Below are 23,200 nucleotides of genomic sequence, written 5' to 3'. Positions count from 1 at the left end.
CAATCCGGCAAGTCCTCGACCGAGAGCGCGCTCGTTCCAAAACCGCAGACCAATAGGCACGCGATTGTCAGATAGAAGAGCTTTCGGACATCGAGCATGCAAAAGACCGTATCATAGACTGTTGCAAGGAGCAAAAAAGGGTCGAGTGGAGCCATACACTTTGGGCTCTAAGCAGACATCGGAAAGATACCCGAAATCTGCTTTTTCACCCCTGCCCTTCAACCAGCGCCTTGAGGTTCTCGAGCCCGCGCTCATAGTCGCCGCCGACCCAGTTGTCCATCATCAGCCCCATCCAGCGGGACATGGGGTTCATACCCAGTTCGGATACAAAGCCCCATGTGACCTGTGTTCCTGATCCCTCGGGCTGTAAAACGAATGAGGCGTCGGCGGTGCCCATCGGGCCAAAATCCAGCGCTGTGTCTACCTGTTGGTTCTCAACACTCTCGACAATTTCCTGCGAGCCGGTGCCGACCTGAGGATGTTCCGAGCTCCAGTTCAACGTGTTGCCAACACCGGACGCGGGTCCACTATAGCTCAGCTTGGTTTCAGGGTCGCGCGACAGCCAGGGTGACCATTTCTCGGTCTCCTGCATCGAGTTCACGTAAGGAAAAATCGCAGCAGCCGGGGCGTCGATGGTTATGCTGCGCGACACTTCGGCCTTGCTGGGCAACAGATAGGACACACCGACAAGTGCCAAAATGATCACAATCAAGGTGACGAGAATACGTTTAATCAATCTCATGGGTTTGATCCGAATCCAGTGACAACACCGGGATCATACCAAAAAACGGCGCAGAATCAGAGAGCTGATCCGCGCCGTTCGTTCGATGATTGCCTCCGCGTGTTCAAACCACGACGAATTTCTTTTCCTGCGGTTCATAACATTGCAACCCGCCTTCACCGATATCGGTCCAAAGCCCATGCAGGCTGAGTGAACCTTCTTCGACGGCCGATGACACAAACGGGAATGTCATCAGATTTTCCAACGAGGCAACCACGGCCTGACGTTCAAATTGCCGGGCTTGTTCGATACTGTCTTCGACATCGGCGACCAGTTCATATTTCGGCTTGAGGATGTCCATCCAGCGGCCAACAAAGCTCTCTTTCGCTTCAAGCTGCGGGGCTTGCCCTTTGCACATGTCGATACAGCCCTGCACGCCGCCGCATTGGGAATGGCCCAAAACGATCAGATGGGCGACTTTCAGCGCTGTCACAGCATATTCGATGGCCGCACTGGTGCCGTGGTGATCACCGTCCGGCGCGTAGGGCGGCACCAGATTGGCGATATTGCGGTGAATGAAAAACTCACCCTGATCGGCACCGAAGATCGAGGTTACATGCACCCGGCTGTCACAGCATGAAATGACCATCGCGCGCGGGCGCTGGCCCTCGGTCGCCAGACGCCTGTACCAGACCTGATTCTCGGAATAGGTCGTCGCCTTCCAGCCATGGTACCGTTTCACCAGATAGTTCGGCAAAGGTTTGGCAAAGTTCATTCTGATGCCCCTGTATTTTCGACTGGCTCGCTCTGTAACCCGAATTCGCACAAAATTCGAGACATTATCCCGCTGCTCCGCAAGGAATTGCAAAGGTATTTCGGGGCAGTGTGGCAATGTGCCGTGGGGGCATATCAATTGGGGTGAATGTGGTGGATAAGATTATCACGCTTGAACAGAAAGAATCCGTGCGCCTGGACCCGGACCGCCTGAGCAGCCTGTATCATCAGCTTGGCGACACCAATGCAATGGACGTGCTGTGCCGAACGGTCGAAGAGCTGGCGCTGCGTTTGTCAAATTGTGAAAGATTCTGGCGGCAACGCGACTGGGCGGAACTACGCAAATGCGCCAGATCACTGGTCGCCATATCCGAACAAATTGGTATGACGGCGCTGGCCTGTGTTGCGGGCGATGTGGCGCATGCAGTTGATAGCGGCGATGCGGTGGCAACCGGTGCGACGCTGAACCGCCTGATCCGGGTCGGTGAGCGTTCGCTTACCGCCGTTTGGGACCAACAGGATTTATCAGTCTGAGGGGGGGGTTGCGGGTGCGTCGCAGACAGATAATCTGGGCATAAGTTTAACCAACCGAGGCCCCTATGACCCTGTCCTTTGCCCCTGCCTCTGACCCATCGCTACCGCTGCATGTTCTGGAGCAATCCGAGCTGGAGGGCTGGTTGGAAAACCAGCCGGATCATGTGCGCGCCTGGGTTTCAACCGATGGTTTTTCTGCAGCACTGGGTCAAACCCTTTTGATACCCGGCCCGAATGGCACGCCCGAATTTGCCCTGGCGGGATATGGCAATGCCGCGAAACGAGCACGCAAGCGGTTTCCATTGGCTGCGGCAGCGGAATCCCTGCCCAAAGGGACCTATCGCATTGCCTCGGGCGTTCCAGCCGAGGTGATTGAGGCCGAATGCTTTGGCTGGCTGATGACTGGATACGCATTTGATCGATATGCCCCGCAAAGTGCGACGGGCGCCGCGCTGATTGCACCCAAGGGCGTGGACGCCAAGCGGGTCGAGATCATGGCCAATGCCGAGGCTTTGATTCGGGATCTCGTCAACACGCCAGCCTCGGATATGGGTCCAGCGCAGTTGCAGCAGGCAGCGGAAGCACTGGCGCAGGAATTCGGTGCAGACTTTTCGGTCGTCAGTGGTGATGCGCTGTTGGATCAGGATTTTCCGATGATCCATGCGGTCGGGCGCGCGGCAGACCAGGCGCCTCGGCTGCTTGACATGAACTGGGGCGATAGCGGCCCGAAACTGACCTTGGTCGGCAAAGGGGTTTGTTTCGATACCGGTGGTTTGAACCTGAAGCCCGGTGCGTCGATGGCGTTGATGAAAAAGGACATGGGCGGGGCGGCCAATGTGCTGGGTCTGGCCCGGATGATCATGGCGTTGGGTCTGACGGTACAGTTACGCGTGCTGATACCGGCGGTGGAGAACGCAGTTGCAGGCAATGCCTTCCGTCCCGGCGACATCCTGACGGCCCGCAACGGTTTGACGGTTGAGATCAATAATACCGATGCTGAAGGGCGGCTGGTGCTGGCTGATGTGCTGGCGCTGGCGCAGGAAGAAGCGCCCGATCTGCTGATTTCGATGGCCACGTTAACCGGCGCGGCAAGGGTCGCATTGGGCCCCGATCTGGCACCGTTCTATACCGATGACACCAAAGATGCAGAGGCGCTGGCGCGCGCAGGCCAGGCTGCTGCCGATCCAGTGTGGCGCATGCCGTTTCATGAACCCTATGAGGCCATGATCGAACCCGGCATCGCCGACCTCGACAACGCCCCATCCGGTGGATTCGCGGGCTCAATCACTGCAGCGCTGTTTCTGCGCCGGTTTGCAGCCGAAAGTCGCTATATGCATTTCGATATATATTCCTGGCAACGCAGCAAAGAACCCGGTCGCAGCAAAGGCGGGTTGGGCCAAGGCCCTCGTGCCATTCTTTCGGCGCTGCCAGAGATGCTTGACCTATGACTCAGGCGCGTATCGTTCATCCGGTCATCAATCTGTTGCGCACCCCCGATGGACCGCGCGATCGGCAATGTCTGTTCGGCGACATTGTGACCGTATCGGAAGAACAGGACGGGTGGAGCAAGATCACCGCCAACAAGGATGGTTATCAGGGGTGGGTCGAAGCCGGGCATTTAGGCCCGATTGAACCGCAGACCCACTGGATCATCGCGGCCTCGACCCATGTGTACGAACAGCCAGATATAAAAAGCCGTGATCTGACTTCGCTCAGCTTCGGCAGCAAGATCAGGGCCTTGTCGGAACAGGACGGGTTTCTGGAAACGGCGCTGGGGTTCATTCCGGCAGCCCATGCGGTGCCTGCCTATTCTCAGCTGACCGATCCCGTTGCTGCGGCCGAGCTGTTCCTCGGCACGCCTTACCTGTGGGGGGGCAACAGCCGGTTCGGGCTGGATTGTTCAGGCCTGGTACAGGCTGCATTGTTGGCTTGTGGCATCCCCTGTCCCGGTGACAGTGGCGATCAAGAGCGTGAAATTGGCGAGCTTCTGCCTGAAGGTGAGGCTGAAAAACGCGGCGACCTGCTGTTCTGGAAAGGCCACGTTGCCTGGGTTGCCGCCGATAACCTGTTGCTGCACGCCAATGCCTATCACATGGCCGTCGCGCTAGAGCCCATGGATCTGGCGATTGCCCGCATCGCCGCGCAAGGGGATGGACCCGTTACAGCGCATAAACGGCTCTAATCCAGGTCAACCGCCCGGATCAGCTTGCGCTCCAGCACCCTGAGGACAGCGCGAAGATCGTGCCCGCGTTTCAGAATGCGCCCATCCATCCCTACCACCGAATACATCCCTTGTCGCAAACGCTGACGGGGGTGTTTTTCGACCCGGTAGATGGGGTGTTCGGCAGTTCGCCGAAAGATTGAAAACACTGCTGTCTCGCGCAAATTGGAAATTCCGTAATCGCGCCATTCGCCGGCAGCGACCATTCGGCCATAGACAGACAGGATTTGAGACATCTCGCGCCGGTCAAATGCGACCGGCATCTGGGCAGAGCCGGACCCGAACCGGCTGGGAGGCTGCATGTTCATATGACAAACCTTGCCGGAAATCGCCGTTGAATCAAGCCCGGCGACAACAGGATGTTGTATTTTGGGATCGCCCGTGTGCTACCTGCGCCCAACTTGGCGACAAATCAGGATCACGGGCAACAGACCCACGGCGAGAATAACCAGCGACGGGACGGCCGCGCCTTCAAGCCGTTCGTCCGAGGCCAGCCGGTAGGCCTGCACCGCCAAAGTGTCGAAGTTGAAGGGCCGCATGATCAGCGTCGCGGGCAATTCTTTCATCACATCGACAAAAACGATCAGCAGCGCCGTCAGCAACGAAGGCGTCAAGATCGGCAGATGTACCCGGCGCAAGGTGCCCAGCGGCGTTTGCCCAAGTGACCGCGCAGCGGCATCCATGTTTGAATGCACGGTGCTCTGGCCACCTTCATATGCGCTAAGCGCAGCAGCGAGGAATCGCACCATATAAGCCGCAACCAGCAGCCAGATCGAACCGGTGACCAGCAAACCCGTTGAGATGTCGAAAGTTTTTCGCATCCACGCGTCCAGTGCGTTGTCGATTCCGGCAAAGGGAACGATAAGCCCAACCGCAATCACGCCACCCGGAACCGCATAGCCCAGCCGCGCCAGATAGGCCGCTGTGGCTGACCCGCGCCCGGGCCTGAGACGTTGATAGAACCCGACAGAGATGGCCGCGCAGACCGTGACTACGGCTGCGGTTCCGGCCAATGTAAGCGAGTTCTGGATGAACCCGACATATCGACGCGAAAACAGGTTCTGTTCAGAATCCATCCCCATCTGCACAAGGATCAGGACAGGTAGCAGAAACCCGAACAGGACCGGTATGGCACAAAGCAGGAAAGCCGCAAAAGCCTTTGCGCCCTTCAGATCTGCCGCAGGCTGCGCCGCGTGTTGCTTGCCGGTCTGATAGTATTTGGCCCGGCCGCGCTGTGTCCGCTCGGCCATAGCCATGACAAGGGCAAACCCCAGAAGACACAAGGCGAGCTGAGCGGCAGCAGCACGGTCGGCCATGGAAAACCAGCTTGTATAGATACCCGTCGCAAAGGTCTGAACCCCGAAATAGGCGACAGTGCCAAAATCGGCGATGGTCTCCATCACAGCCAACAATACACCGCCTGCAATCGCCGGGCGTGCCATAGGCAGCGACACGCGCCAAAAGGCATGCCATGGACCATTGCCCAACGCACGGGCGGCCAGAAAAGCCGTGGCGCTTTGCTGCAGAAACGCGGCGCGCGCCAATAAGTAAACATAAGGATAGAGGACCAGGATCAACATCACCGCCGCGCCCTCAGTCGAGCGGATCTCGGGGAACCAGTAATCGCGTGGTCCCCAACCCGTAACGTCGCGCAATGTGGATTGCACGATTCCAGGGTGATCAAGGATGAAGGTATAGGCATAGGCCAACACGTAGGCCGGGAAGGCCAGCGGTAGCACCAGGGCGATCTCCAGAAAGCGTACGCCCGGAAAGCGCGTCATCGTCACCAGCCATGCGGCACCAACCCCGATCGCGAATGTTCCCGCCGCAACCAGCGCCACGAGGATGATCGTGGTCAACGCATATCCGGGCAATACAGTCTCTAATAAGTGGGAAACGGTGTCGGTTCCGCCTGTCACTGCCGCCAGAACCACTGCCAGCATGGGTAACAGGCAGGCAGCAGCCACGACATAGGAAATCAGCCCCACCAATCGCGTGCCCAGCGCGCCGCGATTGCGTGTACCATGTTCTGCGTACTCGATTTCGGCCATGATGCGTGACTGACTATTCCGAAAGTTCAGTCTTTAATCGACGAAAACGCTCGGAAACACCAGTGCGGTAACCAACAATTTTGCCGTACATACTGCCGCAGAGCGCTATTCGTAGACGCGCTGATCCTCAATCACCAGCCCGTCCTTGGGCAACGTTCCCGGCGCTACAACCTCGATCGCGCCCTTGAGCTTCAGGACCTCGACCACCGATTTGGCGTATGCGCCATCATTCTTGCAGGGGCTTTCAATCTGAACGGTCATGGTGTCCAACTCGCCTTGACGCGCTGCAATGACACGCGCCTTGACGATCTCATCATGTTTTTCAACCAACGCGGCCACCTGCTCGGGCCGCACGAACATGCCCTTGATCTTGGTGGTTTGATCGGCACGGCCCATCCAACCCTTGATGCGCATATTGGTCCGCCCACAGGGGGATTCGCCCGGCATAATGGCCGAGAGATCACCAGTGGCAAACCGGATCAGCGGATAATCAGGGTTGAGGGTGGTCACGACGACCTCACCCACATCACCCGGAGCGACGGGCGTGCCGGTGCCGGGGGTAACGATTTCGACGATAACATGTTCATCAATGATCATCCCCTCCATCGCGGGGCTTTCATAGGCGATGTTGCCCAAATCCGCAGTTGCATAGCATTGGAGGCACGAAATACCTCGATCCGCATATTCCTGACGCAGTGACGGAAAGAGCGCACCGCCACCCACGGCCGCTTTTGAGAACTTCAGGGCCACGCCCATCTCATCCGCCTTGTCCAGAATGATCTTAAGGTAATCGGGCGTACCCGCGTAGGCGGTACAGCCTACATCACGCGCAGCAGTCACCTGTAGTTCGGTCTGGCCGGTTCCGGCGGGCAGAACAGAGGCGCCAACAGCCTGTGCCCCACTTTCAAAGATCATGCCTGCAGGGGTCAGATGATAACCGAAACAGTTTTGGACGATATCCCCCCGGCCCACGCCAGCAGCATTCAGGAAACGCCCCATCCGCCACCAGTCATGGTCGGTGCTGCCGGGTTCATAGATCGGGCCCGGCGACTGAAACACATGCTGGAAATGACGCGCGGGTTTGACCGTAAAGCCACCAAACGGCGGACGCGTGCCTTGTGCCTGTGTCAGATCGGATTTTCGCAATACCGGCAGTTTGGCCAAAGCTTGTGGATCGGTCACTATGTCGGCCTGAACGCCCAACAAAATGTCGGCATAACCCGGCGCAGATTGTGCCCGGGCAATTTGCTCGGGCAAAGCGCGTGCGTGATCTGCGGCGCGCTCATCGGAGGATCGGGTTTCAAGCTTGTCGAAATAGGTCATCTAAATATCCTCCACCCGCTTACAACCATCTCTTGCGGCGGCGGTATGAGCGTACGTCGCGAAAGCTTTTCCGGCCATCGTCCGACATGCCGAGGTAAAATTCCTTAACGTCTGGATTCTCGCGCAGCTCGGCGGCGGGGCCATCCATCACGACACGACCGGATTCCAGAATATAGCCGTAATGCGCGAACCTTAGAGCCACATTTGTGTTCTGCTCGGCCAATAGAAACGAGACGCCTTCTTTCTCATTCAGGTCCTTCACGATGCCGAAAATCTCTTCGACCAGCTGTGGGGCAAGACCCATCGAAGGTTCATCCAGCAAGATGGTTTCAGGCCGCGACATCAATGCGCGCCCCATCGCAACCATCTGTTGTTCGCCCCCAGACGTATAGCCCGCCTGAGAGCGGCGCCGCTCTTTGAGGCGCGGGAAATAAGTATAAACCAGGTCCAGATCCTTCTGGATAGCGGCTTTGCCGTCCTTGCGGGTATAGGCACCAGTCAGCAGGTTTTCTTCGACCGTGAGATGTTCAAAACAGTGGCGGCCCTCCATCACCTGGATCACGCCTTTTTCCACCAGAACCGCCGGATCGCTTTCATGCACGCTTTCACCGCGATACTTGATCGAGCCCTTCGTGACTTCGCCCCGTTCCGAATGCAGCAGGTTCGATACCGCCTTAAGCGTCGTCGTCTTGCCTGCGCCATTGCCGCCCAGCAGGGCCGTGATGCCGCCTTTGGGCACGGTCAGGCTGACGCCTTTCAGCACGAGGATCACGTGATTGTAGATCACCTCGATATTGTTGACCTCAAGCAGGGTGTCTGCCTGTACATCAGTGGTTTGTGCCGCATCCAGCATCAGCGCGTGTCCTCATGCCTGTCCCCTTGGGGACCGTTGGATCAGAGCGGCGGTAGGCCGCCGCCCCAGAGTTCAGTTGGCGCGCCCCGATGCTGTCGGGGCGCGTTGATCTGTCTTAGTTGCAGCGTGGCTCAACGTTGTTTTCTGCTGCATAGGCGCTGGAATCCTCTTCAACCAGAGCACCGATGACTTCGCCATCAGTGGGTTTGAAGTCGGAAATCAGGTTCCATGTTTTGGTCCCAGCATCCCACTGGGACACTCCGACCAGGCCCGGGCCACCGTGGTTGTCGCACGATACCTGGAAGGTCGGACCAAAGTTCGGCATGCCCAGAGCGGCCATACGCTCTTCAGAGATGTTGAGCTGCTCCATTGCATCGCGCAGCATGCCAGGTGTGATATCACCGGTTCCGTTGGCTGCCTGTGCATCCTTAATTGCTTCGGCGGCAAGCATCGCGGAATAGAGACCGCGGTTATACAGCACGGTACCGATCTGATCGCCTGCACCCGCAGCTTTGCCCGTATCGACAACATGTGTCTTGATATCTTCGAAGACAGGGAAGTCATCGCCAACAGCATGGAAAGTTACGGCCTTGTATCCGTTAGCCTTATCGCCAGCAGGCAGCACGTCATGCTGTGCACCCGACCACCAGACGCCGATGAAGTTCTCCATGGGGAAGCGGATGTTCGCAGCTTCCTGAATGGCGACCTGGTTCATCACGCCCCAGCCCCACATCAGGACATAATCCGGCTTTTCCCGGCGGATTTGCAGCCATTGAGATTTCTGCTCCTGACCTGGATGGTCGACCGGCAGCAGCGACAGCTCGAATCCGTGCTTTTTCGACAACTCTTCCAATGTGCGGATCGGTTCCTTGCCATAGGCCGAGTTGTGGTAGACCAGAGCGATCTTCTTGCCGTTCAGATCACCGCCGTTCTCGTCCAGCAGATAATTCACTGCGCCCGAGGCACCATCCCAGTAGTTAGCAGGATAGTTGAATACGTGGCTGAACACCTTGCCGTTGCGAGCCGAGGTGCGGCCATAACCCATAGTATGCAGCGGGATGTCATCCGCAGTTACCTTGGGGATCAGCTGATATGTGATACCAGTTGAAAGGGGCTGATAAATCAGCGCGCCTTCGCCTTTGGTTGATTCATAGCATTCCACACCTTTTTCGGTGTTATAGCCGGTCTCACATTCGATCAGGTTGACGGGCACATCGCCAATACCGCCGTCACGTTCGTTGAGCAGTGTGAAATAGTCGGCATAGCCGTCTGCGAACGGGATTCCGCCTGCGGCGTACGGGCCGGTACGATAGCTGAGCGACGGGATCACAAGATCCGCCAATGCGGGTCCTGCGGCCATCAGCGCGCCCAGCGCCAGGGTTGCCAGTTTAGTTTTCATCGGGTGTTTCCTCCCTTTATTGATCCGATGTTGGTCTTCGGGTTTCGCACCCGTCTTTTGATTGGGCCTGCCCCTTAGTGCGGGAATGGCCAAAGTCTTAGTTTCTCTTTCGCGACGCGCCAAAGTTGCGCCAAACCGTGCGGTTCGAGGATCAGGAACATGATGATCAGCGCACCTACGATCACCAAGTTGAGATGCGCGACGATATCCGTAGGCCAGCCCAGTACATCGACGCCCACCACTTTTAGGACAACCGGCAGCAGCACAAGGAAGGCCGCACCCGCGAAGGACCCGAAAATAGACCCTAATCCGCCAATTATGACCATGAACAGAACCAGGAACGACTTCTGGATTCCAAAGACTTCGCCAACCTCAACCGCGCCGAGATAGACGGCGAAGAACAGCGCACCCGCGATGCCCACAAAGAACGAGCTGACGGCAAAAGCGGTAAGCTTGGCCTTGAGAGGGTTCACCCCAATGATCTCGGCCGCGATATCCATGTCGCGGATCGCCATCCAAGTCCGGCCTGTGGTGCCGCGCGTCAAATTACGCGCGATGATTGCGCAAAAGGTCACGAAGATCAGACAGAACAGATAGGTCGCCCAGGCCGGGGCATTTGGCCCGGTGATAATGATGCCGAATACATCCCGTTCAGGCGCATTGATCTGCCCCGAGGCCGAATAGTTATAGAACCATGGCACCCGGTTAAACAGCCACACGAGGAAGAATTGCGCCGCCAGTGTCGCCACCGCCAGATAGAACCCCTTGATCCGCAGAGAGGGCAAGCCGAACAGAACGCCGACAATAGCAGTGATGCCTCCGGCCAACAGGACATGAATGAACATGCTGACATCCGGGAACGCCGTCATCAGCTTATAGCAGGCATAAGCACCTACAGCCATGAAGCCGCCCGTACCCAGCGAAACCTGCCCGCAATAGCCCACCAGAATATTCAGCCCGATCGCCGCGATCGCGTAAATCAGAAAGGGCAGCAGCAGGGCATTTGCCCAATAATCGTTGATAATGAAAGGGATGATCCCAAACGCCACCGCCAAAACAACGTAGTACCGATACCGGTCAAACTTGATCGGGAAAGTCTGGCTGTCTGCTGTGTAGGAGGTTTTGAAGTCCCCGGCCTCACGATAGAACATGTCTTACTTTCCCCATTCTTCCTGCGCCCGGTTGCGGGCTGAGGCATCCAGTTGATTGGACCCTTTGGCGTATCCCGTGGCCTCTGAGGCACGCACCAGTTTCATGTAAGCCAGAATGCCCATCACCAGCCCGGCGAAGGCTAAAAGCATCGAAATCATAAGTTGGCCTTGGGCCAGATCGCTTGATGTCAGGGCGATATAACCAAAGGCCCAGAACCCCGCCCACGCGATCACGTTGATGATGGCGATGAGTTTGGTCATGCCTAAACCCTCTCGATGATCTTCTCGCCGAACAGACCTTGCGGCCGGAACACAAGAAAGATCAGCGCCAGCACATAGGCAAACCAGTTCTCGGTCGCGCCACCAACCAGTGGTCCGATGGCAAACTCGAACAATTTCTCACCCACTCCGATGATCAGACCACCAACAATGGCACCGGGGATCGAGGTGAACCCGCCCAGCATCAAAACCGGCAACGCCTTGAGTGCGATCAGCGAGAGTGAGAACTGCACGCCCGATTTGGTGCCCCACATGATGCCCGCGACCAGTGCGACGAAGCCCGCGACCGACCAGACCATGATCCAGATGAAGTTCAGCGAGATGCCGACCGACAGCGCTGCCTGATGGTCATCGGCCACGGCACGCATCGCACGGCCCTGCTTGGTGTACTGGCTGAACGCCACCAAAGCCGCCACCAGCAGCGCCGCAATGATCGTGGCTACGATGTCGAGATTGTCGATGAAGAAACCGTAATCGAAGATGTTAAAGGTCGTCTCGTCAATCCAAAGGTTGATGCCCTGTGGCAGGCCAACATTCAGCGTCTTGATCTCGGACCCCCACATCAGGTCGGCCACGCCTTCAAGGAAATAGGCAAGACCAATGGTCGCCATGAACAGGATGATCGGTTCCTGCCCAACCAGATGGCGCATGACAAACCGCTGCACCGCCCAGGCCAGCAGGACCATCACCCCCATCGTCAGAATGATCGCCAGCAGCGCCGGTACATTCCAGCCGAAATTATGCACATGCGTCCCAAAAGTCGCATTGATCAGATGCGCAAACGGTACCTGTCCGTTCATGATTCCGACCAACGTCATCGCCGCAAACAGCGCCATAACTCCTTGGGCGTAATTGAAAATTCCAGACGCCTTGTAGATCAACACAAAGCCCAGCGCGACCAGCGCGTACAGCACCCCAGCCATCAGTCCGTTGAGGATAACCTCCATCGCAAATACGAGTTGTTCAGGCATAGGTGCCTCCCCAAATTTCAGCCCGCGCTTCAGTCATGGCTGACCCCCAAATAGGCGTCGATCACTTCTTGATTGTTGCGCACCTCGTCGGGTGTGCCGTCGCCGATCTTCTTGCCGTAGTCCATCACGACCACCCGGTCACTCAGATCCATCACCACGCCCATGTCATGTTCGATCAGGGCGATGGTGGTGCCGAACTCATCATTCACGTCGAGGACAAAACGGCTCATGTCCTCTTTTTCTTCCACGTTCATCCCGGCCATTGGTTCGTCCAGCAACAGCAGCTTGGGCTCTGCCGCCAGCGCACGCGCCAGTTCGACGCGTTTCTTCAACCCGTAAGGCAAGCGGGACACCGGCGTCTTTCGGATGTGCTGAATCTCAAGGAAATCGATGATCTTCTCGACCGCCTCACGGTTTTCGGTCTCTTCGGTCTCGGCCTTACCCTTCCAAAGCGCCTGCTGAAAGATGTTGGTCTTCATGTAACCCAGTCGACCAGTCATGACATTGTCCAGAACGCTCATTCCTTCGAACAGGGCGATGTTCTGAAACGTGCGTGCGATGCCTTGCTGCGCCACTTCAAAAGGCCGCATCAGCGGGCGTTTCGAGCCATGAAACCAGACCTCACCCTCCTGCGGGACATAAAAGCCCGAGATGACATTCAGCATCGAAGACTTACCTGCCCCGTTCGGACCGATGATCGCGCGGATCTCTCCCTCGCGGATGTCGAACGAAATATCCTTGATCGCCACCACACCACCAAAGCGCAGGGTGATGTTCTTCATCTCCATCACCACGCCGCCGATCTTGCGGCCGTCTTCAGTGACGTAACCTTCGGAATTATCCAGCATCAGTCACTCCCTGACTAGCGCACAAACGGGACGGCGGGCGGGGCGATGACCGCAGGTCGAGCGGCGCTCGAACGACCCTCATTCCGCCGCCACCTTATGCTGTACAACCGGCACAACCGGCGCGTCGACAATCTTCAGCGTCGCCGAAATCGACCCCTTGCGACCGTCCTCATAGGTGACTTCGGTCGTGGTCGAGACGCTCTCGGACCCGTCATAAAGCGCCGCGATGATGTCGTGGAACTTGTCCTCGACAAACCCTCGGCGCACCTTGCGCGTGCGGGTCATCTCGCCGTCATCCGCGTCCAGCTCTTTGTGCAGCACCACAAAGCGATGCACCTGACAGCCAGACAGCATTTCATCGGCGGCAACGGATTTATTCACCGCTTCCACATGGGATTTTATCGTCTCTAACACTTGCGGATTGGCGGTTAGCTCCTGATAGGACCCATAGGCCACGTTGTTGCGCTCCGCCCAATTTCCCACCGCCGTCAGGTCGATATTAATGAAGGCCACACAGCGATCCTTGCCATTGCCGAACAGCACGACCTCTAGGATATCGGGATAGAATTTCAGCTTGTTCTCGACATATTTGGGCGCGAACATCGAGCCGTCAGCCATTTTGCCCACATCCTTCGCGCGGTCGATGATCCGCAGATGGCCCGAGCTTTCCTCGATAAAGCCTGCATCCCCGGTAGCCACCCAACCCTCGGCATCCTTGGTCGAAGCGGTCGAATCCGGATTGTTGTAATATTCAACGAACACCCCGGGCGAGCGATAGTGGATCTCACCACTGTCATCGATTTTCAGTTCCACATCCGGCGCAGGTACACCAACCGTATCGGCACGTACCTCGCCATCCGGCTGGACAGTGATGAACACGGTTGCTTCGGTCTGACCATAAAGTTGCTTCAGGTTGATGCCCAAAGAACGATAGAAATCAAAGATTTCCGGCCCGATCGCCTCACCCGCCGTATAGCCCACACGAAACCGGCCATAGCCCAGCGTATCCTTAAGCGGCCCATAAACCAGCAGATTGCCCAGCGCATATTTCAACTTGTCGCCAAATCCGACCGGCTTGCCATCCAGCAGCAGGCCGCCGACCCTCTTGGCGTGGGCCATGAAGTGATGGAACATGCGCTGCTTCAGCTTGCCCGCGTCCTCCATCCGGATCATCACATTGGTCAGCTGAGTCTCGAACACGCGGGGCGGGGCAAAAAAGTAAGTCGGCCCGATCTCGCGCAGGTCGGTCATCATTGTGTCGGCGCTTTCGGGGCAGTTCACGCAGAAGCCGCACCAATAGGCCTGACCAATGGAAAAGATGAAGTCCCCGACCCAGGCCATCGGTAGATAAGACAGGATATCTTCGTTCTGGGTCAGGTGATCGAACTCGGCCGAATTCTTGGCGCTTTCGATCACATTGCGGTTCGACAGCACCACACCCTTGGGCTTGCCTGTTGTTCCGCTGGTGTACAGCATCACACAAGTGTCGTCATACGTAAGCTCGGCGATGCGCTTATCCAGTTCGGCATCAAACCGTGCATGACCCGCACTGCCCTCGGCCTTGATGTCGTCCAGAGCATTCATCTGGGAGTGGTCATACTTCCGCATGCCGCGCTTGTCTGTATACAGGATATGCTTGATCTGATGCACTTTTTCCTGAATCTCGATGACCTTATCAACCTGTTCCTGATCACCACAGACGACATATTTCGCGCCGCAATGCTCCATCACATAGGTCATCTCTTCGGCGACGGCGTCTTGATAGAGAGGCACCGGAACAGCGCCAACCATCTGCGCCGCGACCATCGACCAATAATGCGCCGGACGGTTACGTCCGATCACCGCGATGTGGTCGCCCCTCTCAACCCCGATTTCCAGAAAACCCAAGGCGAGTGCGCGGATCTCCTGCGCCGTTTCGGCCCAGGTCCAGCACTGCCAGATCCCGAATTCCTTTTCCCGGTACGCCGGAGCATCCCCGAGCTGCGTCGCGTTGCGGTGTAACAGCGCCGGAAGAGAGTGCATCCCTTCAGCGCCCGACTGCGTCTGAGCCAATCTTTCTCTCCTCCCCACCCGACCCCTCCCCGAGGTCGGAAATGGCGGGTCCGGGATGGTGCCCGAACGCCAATGCCCCGATTAGGGACAGGCGGAGGATCAGCGTCAAGTTTTGCCTGATGTTTTCTCAATTCTTACGAATTGTAACAAGAGCTGGAAGGCTATCTTCCGGGTTGTACACAATGTATCAAGTCGATCCAAAGAACAAATTTGACCGTTATTTTCCCCTTTTTGACCACAACAAACAAACCAACGACACCAAAACGACGGTGACTAGGACTGGGATCGCAACAAAGGTTATCGGTAAGCAGAAAAAAACTGGTCCATGTTCCTTCGTCATCGCATCGCATTCCGCAAGCTCGAAAGGTAGATAAAGGAACAACCCGATAAGCAGGACGCCCGAAGTAATCGTGATTCTCTTAAGCAATGAGAATTCGCCCCCTCCAAACCAGAACGGCCACTCAATCGCTCCGACTCGTCACTCAAGCTCTTGAAATCGGGGCAACATAAACCCGGGTGTATCCCCGGCTTCGAATTTGTCGTCAACCACAGCGCCTTACTTCCGCCGATTTTATGTGTAATCCAAACTACAACGAGTGGTTCAATTCGGCAGGCAAAAATGGATCTTTCAGAGATAGCTCAGGTCGCCCTGTCTAAAATCCTTGGCTTTGCTGACAATGCAAACCTGAGGCACTTTTGGTTGTACGTGTTATGCGGGATGGTCATCGCAATCTTCGCCCATCGGATCAATGGCGACGACCGAAAGTTTCATTCTGTTTTCTTCCAGAAAGAAGTTTGGCAATCCCGCTCAGCGTTTATTGACTACGCGATCCTGCTAATCAATCCGATCATCTTTGTGTTTGCACTCGATTGGATTATAACCACTATTTGGAGACTGACCCCGGTGATCGCTGATGGCGTCAGATCTTTGGGTGCCGATCTTCAAAGTGAGGGGGGGTCGGTTTGGGTCGCCGTGGCGCTGACGGTGACGCTTTATATCGTGAATGATTTCATGCGTTGGTGGATGCACTATCTGCAACACAAAGTTCCGTTTCTGTGGGAATTCCACAAAATCCATCACTCGGCAGAACATCTGAATTTTGCGACAGCCGAGCGGCACCACCCGTTCGATGCCGTTTTTTATGGGCTCGGTGCAGTCGGCGCAGCCGCGATTGTGAATGGCGTTTTTTTGGGCCTGTTTGGAGGCCACCTGACCGCCTATCAAATTGGTGGGGCAAACGTAATCTTCTTCGGCTCCAACCTAATCGGCGGCGTCTTGCGCCATAGTCCGGTTTGGGTCAGTTACGGGCCGCAATTCGAGAAATGGCTGATCTCACCGGCCATGCATCAGATTCATCATTCGTGCGACCCCAAACACTGGGACAAGAATATGGGGGGCGGATTGGCGATCTGGGATAGAATGGGCGGAACACTATATGTCCCGCAAGGCCGAGAAGAGCTGCAATTTGGTATCGGGGACGAAACCAAAGACTATCGGACGCTGTACGGCGTCTACGTCGAACCGGTGATCAAGGCGACCCGCATTTTTCAGCGCGGCTGAGCATTTTGCACAACAGGTCTGCCCTTAGAACCAGTTAAAAAAACAGCGCGATTCCTGCAGCTATAGCCAATCCCTCAAGATCGGGATCAGCGGTATGTCGGCCGCTGGCATGGGATAGCTACGCAGATCATTTGCGCGGACCCATTTCAGGACCTGACCCTCTTTCGCCTGCGGAATACCTTCCCATTTGCGGCAGGCAAAAAGCGGCATCAGCAGGTGGAAATCATCATAGCTGTGGCTGGCGAAGGTCAGCGGGGCGAGGCACGAGGCCCAGGTGTCAATGCCCAGCTCTTCGTGCAATTCACGGATCAGGGCGGCTTCGGGGGTTTCACCGGGTTCGATCTTACCGCCGGGGAATTCCCAAAGACCAGCCATGGATTTACCTTCGGGGCGTTGGGCCAACAGCACCCGGCCCTCGATGTCGATCAGGGCAACAGCAGACACTAATAAGGTCTTCACGAACGATAGTCCGCATTTATTTCGATATAGCCGTGGGTCAAATCGCAGGTCCAAACGGTGGATTTTCCGTCACCCAGACCCAGATCAACGGCGATCACCAAATCCTGACCTTTCATATAGGTTGCTGCATCTTCCTCGTGGTAGTCGGGGCTGACCCAACCTTTTTCAGCGACCAAAATATCTCCGAACGAGATGCTGAGCAGATCGCGGTCCGCAGCCGCGCCGGATTTACCAATGGCCATCACGATGCGGCCCCAGTTCGGGTCTTCACCCGCAATCGCTGTTTTAACCAGCGGAGAATTGGCGATGGCCAGCCCGTGGGTCTTGGCGTCAGCATCGGTGGCGGCTCCGGTCACACGAATTTCTACGAATTTCGTGGCCCCTTCACCGTCGCGCACCACTTGTTGCGCGAGGTCCAGCATCACCGTTTCCAGGGCTTCGGCAAACACCGCTTTACCTGTGGCATCGACACCCGAAGCTCCGGTCGCGCACAAGAGCAGGCTATCCGAGGTCGAGGTGTCACTGTCGACGGTAATGCAGTTGAACGTACGATCGGTCTGCACACCCAACATCGCCTGAAGCGCAGTTTGGTCGACCTGCGCATCGGTGAAGACATAGACCAGCATCGTCGCCATATCTGGTGCGATCATGCCGGACCCTTTCGCAATCCCAGAAATAGAGACTGTTTTGCCGTCAATCTCAACCTGAGCAGAGGCACCTTTAGGAAAGGTGTCCGTGGTCATAATCGCCCGCGCCGCGTCTTCAATGGCGTGGCGGCTGAGGCCGGATTTCAAGGTCTCAAGCTGCGCCACGATGCGGTCATGGGGCAGCGGTTCACCAATTACCCCCGTCGAGGAGGTAAAAACACGTTCGACCGAGACGCCAGTGGCTTTGGCGACGGCTTGTGTCACTTCGGCCACCGAGGTTTGACCATAATGGCCCGTAAAAGCGTTGGCGTTACCCGAGTTCACAAGGATCGCCGCCGGTCCGTCAGAAGGTCCGCCGATCTTGTCCTGACAGTCCAGAACGGGGGCCGCACGGGTAGCAGAGCGGGTAAAGACCCCGGCCACTGAGGTGCCCGGATCCAATACTGCCAACATCACATCGGTGCGCCCCTGATAGCGCACCCCGGCCTCGACAGTGGCGAAACGCACGCCATCGATTGCGGGCAAATCGGGGAACGCCGCCGGCGCCAGTGGTGAAACCTTGGTGATCGTCGCCACAAGCGTTACTCCTGCAGCAAGTCGATCTGACGCATAATCTCGGGGCCAGCACCCTCAAGCGTGGGGCGTTCGATCGTCGCCTGCTGGGTCAGTTCGTCGACTTTTGTCTGAATTGCTTCCTGGCGGATGGTCTGGGCCAGTTCCTCACGCACCACATCCAGCTCGGGGGCTTGCGTTTTGCGCTTGTCGTTCAGCGAGACCAGGTGCCAGCCAAACTGGGTTTGCACCGGCTCGGAAATCTGACCTTTTTCGAGGCCAAGCACTGCGTCCTCAAACTCGGGCACCATCTGGCCTTTGCCGAACCAGCCCAGCGCGCCGCCGTTGGGTCCTGAGGGGCCAGTGGAATTCTCTTTCGCCAGTTCGGCAAAATTCGCACCATCATCCAATTGGGCTTTGATGGCTTTGGCTTCATCTTCGCTTTCGACCAGGATGTGGCTGGCGTTGAATTCGTCTTCGCCTTCGAACTCGGCGAATTGCGCGTCATAGGCGGCCTGGATGGCTTCGTCCGTGACTTCGGCCGCGGTGATCGCATCAACCGTCTGCACGGCGCGAAGGGAACGGGTTTCGTTTTCCAGGCGCAATGCGTTCAGCGGGTTCAGTGCGTCCTGCTGCTGACCCAACAGATGCTGCTGGACCAGTTGTTCGAGGATGAAATCATACAGCACGTCATCTTCCAGCTGCTGATACTGCGCAGGCAGGGCTGACGCTGTGGCGATGACGTGACCCAATGTGATCTCATCACCGTTCACACGGGCGACAACGGTGCTTGCATTCGGAGCGTCCTGAGCGGCCAACGGTAGTGCCATCATAGCAGTCAGGGCCAGCGATGGCAGAAAAGTGAGGCCTTTGGGCATGGAATCATCCTATTTCTTTGCCGCGACAGGGCGCAGCGTTGACACTTCAGAACCTGCCGCTTACATCGCTTTGAAGCCTTGGACAGGGCCGCCTTTCACCCCCCGTATCTATGGGTTGCGCGCAAGGTGGGCAAGCCTGTCAAAACCAAGACAAGAACAGATCCGCTGGAGTGAACATGCTGGGACTCGGAACGCTCGCCAAAAAGGTGTTCGGAACACCGAACGACCGCAAGATCAAGGCGACTCGCCCCCTGATCGAACAGATCAACGCGCTGGAACCCGAGTTCGAGAAACTGTCCGACGAAGGACTGATCGAGAAAACCGCCGAGCTGCGCAAACGGGCGCTGGATGGCGAAAGCCTGGGCGATCTGCTGCCCGAAGCCTTTGCCAACGTCCGCGAAGGGGCCCGGCGCGCGCTGGGTCTGCGTGCGTTTGACGTGCAGCTGATGGGCGGCATCTTCCTGCATCAGGGCAACATTTCAGAGATGAAAACGGGTGAGGGTAAGACCCTGGTCGCGACCCTTCCTGCCTATCTGAACGCATTGACCGGCAAAGGCGTGCACGTGGTCACGGTGAACGAATACCTGGCCAAGCGCGACTCGGAATGGATGGGCAAGGTGTTTGCCTCGGTGGGTATGACCACCGGTGTGATCTGGTCGGGCCAGCCCGATGCGGAAAAGATGGCGGCGTATAATTGTGACGTCACCTATGCAACCAACAATGAATTGGGCTTTGACTACCTGCGCGACAACATGAAAGCAGATCTGGAGCAGGTCTATCAAAAGCACCACAATTTCGCGATCGTGGACGAGGTGGACTCGATCCTGATCGATGAGGCGCGGACACCGCTGATAATTTCGGGGCCTGCGCAGGACCGGTCGGAGCTGTACACCGCGATTGATGCGGTTATCCCAACACTGCAAGAAGAGCACTTTACGCTTGATGAAAAGACCCGCAATGTAACCTTCACCGAAGAGGGCAACGAGTTTCTGGAACAACAGCTGCTGGCGGCTGATCTGATCCCCGAAGGGCACTCGTTATACGATCCGGAAAGCACCACGGTGGTGCACCACGTCAACCAGGGCCTGCGCGCGCATAAGCTGTTCCAACGGGACAAAGACTATATCGTCCGGGACGGCAATGTGATCCTCATCGATGAGTTCACCGGCCGGATGATGCCGGGCCGCCGTCTGTCCGAAGGCCTGCATCAGGCGATCGAGGCCAAGGAAGGCGTTCAGATACAGCCCGAAAACGTGACGCTGGCCAGCGTGACTTTCCAGAACTATTTCCGTCTTTATGACAAGCTGTCTGGCATGACCGGCACAGCCCTGACCGAGGCCGAGGAATTCGCTGAAATCTACGGTCTGGGCGTGGTCGAAGTTCCGACCAACAGACCGATTGCCCGCGTCGACAAGGACGATCAGGTCTATCGCACCACGATGGAAAAGTATGAGGCGATCCTCAAGCAGGTGAAGAAGGCAGGCGAGAAAGGCCAACCGGTTCTGGTCGGCACCACCTCAATCGAGAAATCCGAAGTGATCAGCCAGCTGCTGACCAAGGAAGGTATCGAGCATAACGTGCTGAACGCCCGGCAGCACGAACAAGAAGCCCAGATCGTGGCTGATGCTGGCCGCTTGGGCGCGGTGACCATCGCCACCAACATGGCCGGTCGTGGTACCGACATTCAGCTGGGCGGCAATGTCGAGATGCAGGTTCTGAAAGCGCTGGCCGAAAACCCCGATGCCGATCCGGTCGAGCTGCGCACGGCAGAAGAAGCGCGCCATGCAGAAGAAAAAGAAAAGGTTCTGGAGGCAGGTGGCCTTTATGTCATGGCGTCTGAACGCCATGAAAGCCGCCGCATCGACAACCAGCTGCGTGGCCGCTCTGGCCGTCAGGGTGACCCAGGCCGCACCGTGTTCTACCTAAGCCTTGAAGACGACCTGATGCGCATCTTTGGTTCAGAACGTCTGGACAAGGTGCTGACCACATTGGGCATGAAAGAAGGTGAGGCGATCATCCATCCTTGGGTGAACAAATCGCTGGAACGTGCGCAATCCAAGGTCGAAGGTCGCAACTTTGACATGCGTAAGAACGTGTTGAAATTCGACGACGTGATGAATGATCAGCGTAAGGTGATCTTTAGTCAGCGGCGCGAGATCATGTCAGCAGATGATCTGTCAGATGTCGTGTCAGATATGCGCGAGCAAGTGGTCGACGACATGATCGATGAGTTCATGCCGCCAAAAACTTATGCCGATCAATGGGATACCGACGGCCTGAACGAGGCGGTCAAAGAGAAACTGACCATCGACGCCCCAGTTCAGGACTGGGCTGCCGAAGAGGGCGTTGACGACGAACAGATTCGTGAACGTCTGATCAAGGCCGCCGATGAAATGATGGCACAGAAAGCCGTTGCCTTCGGTCCCGAAAACATGCGCAACATCGAAAAGCAGGTATTGTTGCAAACCATCGACGGCAAATGGCGCGAGCATCTTTTGACGTTGGAACACCTGCGCTCGGTTGTGGCATTCCGCGGCTACGCCCAGCGCGATCCGCTGAACGAATATAAAAACGAAAGCTTCCAATTGTTCGAAAGCATGCTGGATTCGTTGCGTGAAACCGTAACGCAGCAATTGTCGCGTGTGCGCCCGCTGAGCGAAGAAGAGCAGAAGGAAATGCTGGCGCAGATGGCTGAGAAACAGGCGCAATCGCAGAACGCGGTGGATCAAGCCACAGATAAAGCCGAAGCACTGGCCGAGGCGCAGGCGTCTGGCGATGCGCGCCCGGGATTTGTCGAAGATGACCCCTCAACCTGGGGGAACCCGTCACGCAATGATCAATGCCCCTGTGGATCAGGCAAGAAGTTCAAGCACTGCCACGGACGGTTAACCTAACGTCACCCCACCTTTCCGACACAATGAGTCCGCCTCACGGCCACATATTGGCCGTGTTTCAGCGGCAGGTTACGACTCGCTCCTTCAACTGGGGAGGGTGTCTTGTTTGTAATAAAGAACTACGTGACCACGGGCGGTACCGTTGTGTGCGCTCTGGCTATCGGATATTTGATGCAGAACGGATCGGCGCACCAAGCCGGTGCCGAGCCAAGTGGTGAACGCATCGCGTCGATCTCGGATCAGGATTCTGACCTGGCCGGGCTCGAAAGTGTTGTGCTGACCTCTTCTTCTCCGACAGAGCCACGCCGCAAGGTGTTACCCAAATCCACGTTGCCGACCCCGGAACAAAGCCGGTTGCCGTCAACCTGTGGCCTGACTGCACGTGCCATGGCCGTGCCCGGCGCGAATGCGCGGTTGCGGGTGAAGGCACCGTGTCACGCGAACGAAACCATCGATGTTCATCATAACGGACTGGTCTTTAGCACCAAAACCGACGCGCTTGGCAATTTGAATCTGACTGTACCGGCATTGTCAGAATACGCGATTTTTCTGATCTCGCTGCCCGACGACAAAGGCACGGTTGCAACGACGCATGTGCCCGAAATCAACAATTTCAACCGGATCGCGTTGCAATGGCAGGGCGAAACAGATCTGCAACTGCATGCGCTGGAATTCGGCGCGGGTTACGGGGAAGAAGGCCATGTGTGGTCTGGGTCCGATGCTGGTGGTGCGGGCTCGGTGATCCATCTGGGTCAGGGTGGTTCTGACGCTGCGCGCAACATCGAGGTTTATTCCTTCCCTATTCAATCCGCGACCAAAGACGGAACCATCACGCTGTCGGTCGAAACCGAGGTCACTGACGCCAATTGCAACAAAGCGCTGAACGTACAATCGCTGGAATGGCGCACGGATCAGCGTCTGCGGTCTCGTGATCTGACGCTGGACATGCCCGACTGTGCCGGGGTTGGCGACTTTCTGGTGTTGAATAATCTGTTCTCAGACCTGACAATCGCTGCAAAATAGGCAGCAGGC

At 56.9% G+C, this 23,200-nt stretch carries 21 protein-coding genes; 6 read left to right on the top strand and 15 right to left on the bottom strand.

The features are described from left to right. Nucleotides 1-205 precede the first annotated feature (205 nt). Both Q1B46_RS18120 and Q1B46_RS18115 read right to left on the bottom strand, forming a co-directional pair. Nucleotides 206-742, bottom strand: coding sequence for an SRPBCC family protein (locus tag Q1B46_RS18120; RefSeq protein WP_299950192.1), 537 nt, complete (start codon nucleotides 740-742; stop codon nucleotides 206-208). 103 nt (nucleotides 743-845) lie between these two features. Further along, on the bottom strand, nucleotides 846-1,496 hold the full coding sequence (locus Q1B46_RS18115; RefSeq protein WP_299661427.1) for a carbonic anhydrase: 651 nt from the start codon (nucleotides 1,494-1,496) through the stop codon (nucleotides 846-848). Between the two features lie 143 nt (nucleotides 1,497-1,639). Between Q1B46_RS18115 and Q1B46_RS18110 the strand changes: the two genes are divergently transcribed. The 3 genes from Q1B46_RS18110 (at nucleotide 1,640) to Q1B46_RS18100 (ending at nucleotide 4,211) form a co-directional block, all read left to right on the top strand. Then, nucleotides 1,640-2,029: a hypothetical protein gene (locus Q1B46_RS18110; RefSeq protein ID WP_299950204.1), complete on the top strand. Its 390-nt coding sequence runs from the start codon at nucleotides 1,640-1,642 to the stop codon at nucleotides 2,027-2,029. A 65-nt stretch (nucleotides 2,030-2,094) separates the two neighbouring features. After that, complete coding sequence (locus tag Q1B46_RS18105; protein WP_299950190.1) at nucleotides 2,095-3,477, top strand: M17 family metallopeptidase; 1,383 nt, start codon at nucleotides 2,095-2,097, stop codon at nucleotides 3,475-3,477. Next, complete coding sequence (locus tag Q1B46_RS18100; RefSeq protein ID WP_299950188.1) at nucleotides 3,474-4,211, top strand: NlpC/P60 family protein; 738 nt, start codon at nucleotides 3,474-3,476, stop codon at nucleotides 4,209-4,211. The genes Q1B46_RS18105 and Q1B46_RS18100 overlap by 4 nt, the downstream gene beginning before the upstream one ends. Here Q1B46_RS18100 and Q1B46_RS18095 read toward each other — a convergent pair. The 10 genes from Q1B46_RS18095 to Q1B46_RS18050 form a co-directional block, all read right to left on the bottom strand. Then, nucleotides 4,208-4,558 carry a DUF2794 domain-containing protein gene (locus tag Q1B46_RS18095; RefSeq protein ID WP_299661418.1) on the bottom strand — a complete coding sequence of 117 codons (351 nt, stop codon included), beginning with the start codon at nucleotides 4,556-4,558 and terminating at the stop codon, nucleotides 4,208-4,210. The genes Q1B46_RS18100 and Q1B46_RS18095 overlap by 4 nt on opposite strands. Before the next feature lie 78 nt (nucleotides 4,559-4,636). After that, a complete protein-coding gene (locus Q1B46_RS18090; protein ID WP_299950186.1) occupies nucleotides 4,637-6,301 on the bottom strand; it encodes an iron ABC transporter permease in 1,665 nt (554 codons plus the stop codon). A gap of 105 nt (nucleotides 6,302-6,406) precedes the next feature. Further along, entirely contained in the window at nucleotides 6,407-7,624 is a 1,218-nt protein-coding gene (locus tag Q1B46_RS18085; protein ID WP_299950184.1) for a phenylacetate--CoA ligase family protein, read from the bottom strand. A gap of 19 nt (nucleotides 7,625-7,643) precedes the next feature. Next, nucleotides 7,644-8,477, bottom strand: a complete 834-nt coding sequence (locus Q1B46_RS18080; protein WP_299661409.1) for an ABC transporter ATP-binding protein — start codon at nucleotides 8,475-8,477, stop codon at nucleotides 7,644-7,646. A gap of 115 nt (nucleotides 8,478-8,592) precedes the next feature. Then, nucleotides 8,593-9,876, bottom strand: coding sequence for an ABC transporter substrate-binding protein (locus Q1B46_RS18075; RefSeq protein ID WP_299661406.1), 1,284 nt, complete (start codon nucleotides 9,874-9,876; stop codon nucleotides 8,593-8,595). A gap of 74 nt (nucleotides 9,877-9,950) precedes the next feature. Further along, a complete protein-coding gene (locus Q1B46_RS18070) occupies nucleotides 9,951-11,027 on the bottom strand; it encodes a branched-chain amino acid ABC transporter permease (RefSeq protein WP_299661403.1) in 1,077 nt (358 codons plus the stop codon). A 3-nt stretch (nucleotides 11,028-11,030) separates the two neighbouring features. Further along, nucleotides 11,031-11,288, bottom strand: a complete 258-nt coding sequence (locus Q1B46_RS18065) for a hypothetical protein (RefSeq protein WP_299950181.1) — start codon at nucleotides 11,286-11,288, stop codon at nucleotides 11,031-11,033. A gap of 2 nt (nucleotides 11,289-11,290) precedes the next feature. Next, entirely contained in the window at nucleotides 11,291-12,277 is a 987-nt protein-coding gene (locus Q1B46_RS18060; protein ID WP_299950179.1) for a branched-chain amino acid ABC transporter permease, read from the bottom strand. Nucleotides 12,278-12,306: 29 nt separating this feature from the next. Next, nucleotides 12,307-13,125 (bottom strand): ABC transporter ATP-binding protein, encoded by an 819-nt coding sequence (locus Q1B46_RS18055; RefSeq protein ID WP_299661394.1) that lies wholly within the window; start codon nucleotides 13,123-13,125, stop codon nucleotides 12,307-12,309. 78 nt (nucleotides 13,126-13,203) lie between these two features. Continuing rightward, nucleotides 13,204-15,147 carry an AMP-binding protein gene (locus Q1B46_RS18050; protein WP_299950203.1) on the bottom strand — a complete coding sequence of 648 codons (1,944 nt, stop codon included), beginning with the start codon at nucleotides 15,145-15,147 and terminating at the stop codon, nucleotides 13,204-13,206. A gap of 649 nt (nucleotides 15,148-15,796) precedes the next feature. Between Q1B46_RS18050 and Q1B46_RS18045 the strand changes: the two genes are divergently transcribed. Beyond that, entirely contained in the window at nucleotides 15,797-16,738 is a 942-nt protein-coding gene (locus tag Q1B46_RS18045) for a sterol desaturase family protein (RefSeq protein ID WP_299950176.1), read from the top strand. 60 nt (nucleotides 16,739-16,798) lie between these two features. Here the strand turns inward: Q1B46_RS18045 and mutT are convergent, their stop codons facing one another. Genes mutT through Q1B46_RS18030 form a run of 3 tightly spaced genes read right to left on the bottom strand, consistent with a single transcriptional unit; the run spans nucleotide 16,799 to nucleotide 19,274 of the window. Further along, nucleotides 16,799-17,197: an 8-oxo-dGTP diphosphatase MutT gene (gene mutT, locus Q1B46_RS18040; protein ID WP_299661389.1), complete on the bottom strand. Its 399-nt coding sequence runs from the start codon at nucleotides 17,195-17,197 to the stop codon at nucleotides 16,799-16,801. Beyond that, entirely contained in the window at nucleotides 17,194-18,420 is a 1,227-nt protein-coding gene (gene argJ, locus Q1B46_RS18035; RefSeq protein WP_299950174.1) for a bifunctional glutamate N-acetyltransferase/amino-acid acetyltransferase ArgJ, read from the bottom strand. The genes mutT and argJ overlap by 4 nt, the downstream gene beginning before the upstream one ends. A gap of 5 nt (nucleotides 18,421-18,425) precedes the next feature. Next, nucleotides 18,426-19,274, bottom strand: a complete 849-nt coding sequence (locus Q1B46_RS18030; protein WP_299950172.1) for a peptidylprolyl isomerase — start codon at nucleotides 19,272-19,274, stop codon at nucleotides 18,426-18,428. Nucleotides 19,275-19,450: 176 nt separating this feature from the next. On the opposite strand from Q1B46_RS18030, the gene secA reads away from it, so the two are divergent. Continuing rightward, nucleotides 19,451-22,168, top strand: a complete 2,718-nt coding sequence (gene secA / locus Q1B46_RS18025) for a preprotein translocase subunit SecA (protein ID WP_299950170.1) — start codon at nucleotides 19,451-19,453, stop codon at nucleotides 22,166-22,168. A 102-nt stretch (nucleotides 22,169-22,270) separates the two neighbouring features. After that, complete coding sequence (locus Q1B46_RS18020; protein ID WP_299950168.1) at nucleotides 22,271-23,191, top strand: hypothetical protein; 921 nt, start codon at nucleotides 22,271-22,273, stop codon at nucleotides 23,189-23,191. Nucleotides 23,192-23,200: the final 9 nt, after the last annotated feature.

Source organism: uncultured Ruegeria sp., assembly GCF_947500045.1.
Lineage (GTDB): Bacteria > Pseudomonadota > Alphaproteobacteria > Rhodobacterales > Rhodobacteraceae > Ruegeria.
The sequence above is the reverse complement of the archived record's forward strand: the minus strand, read 5'-3'. Positions and strand labels throughout refer to the sequence as shown.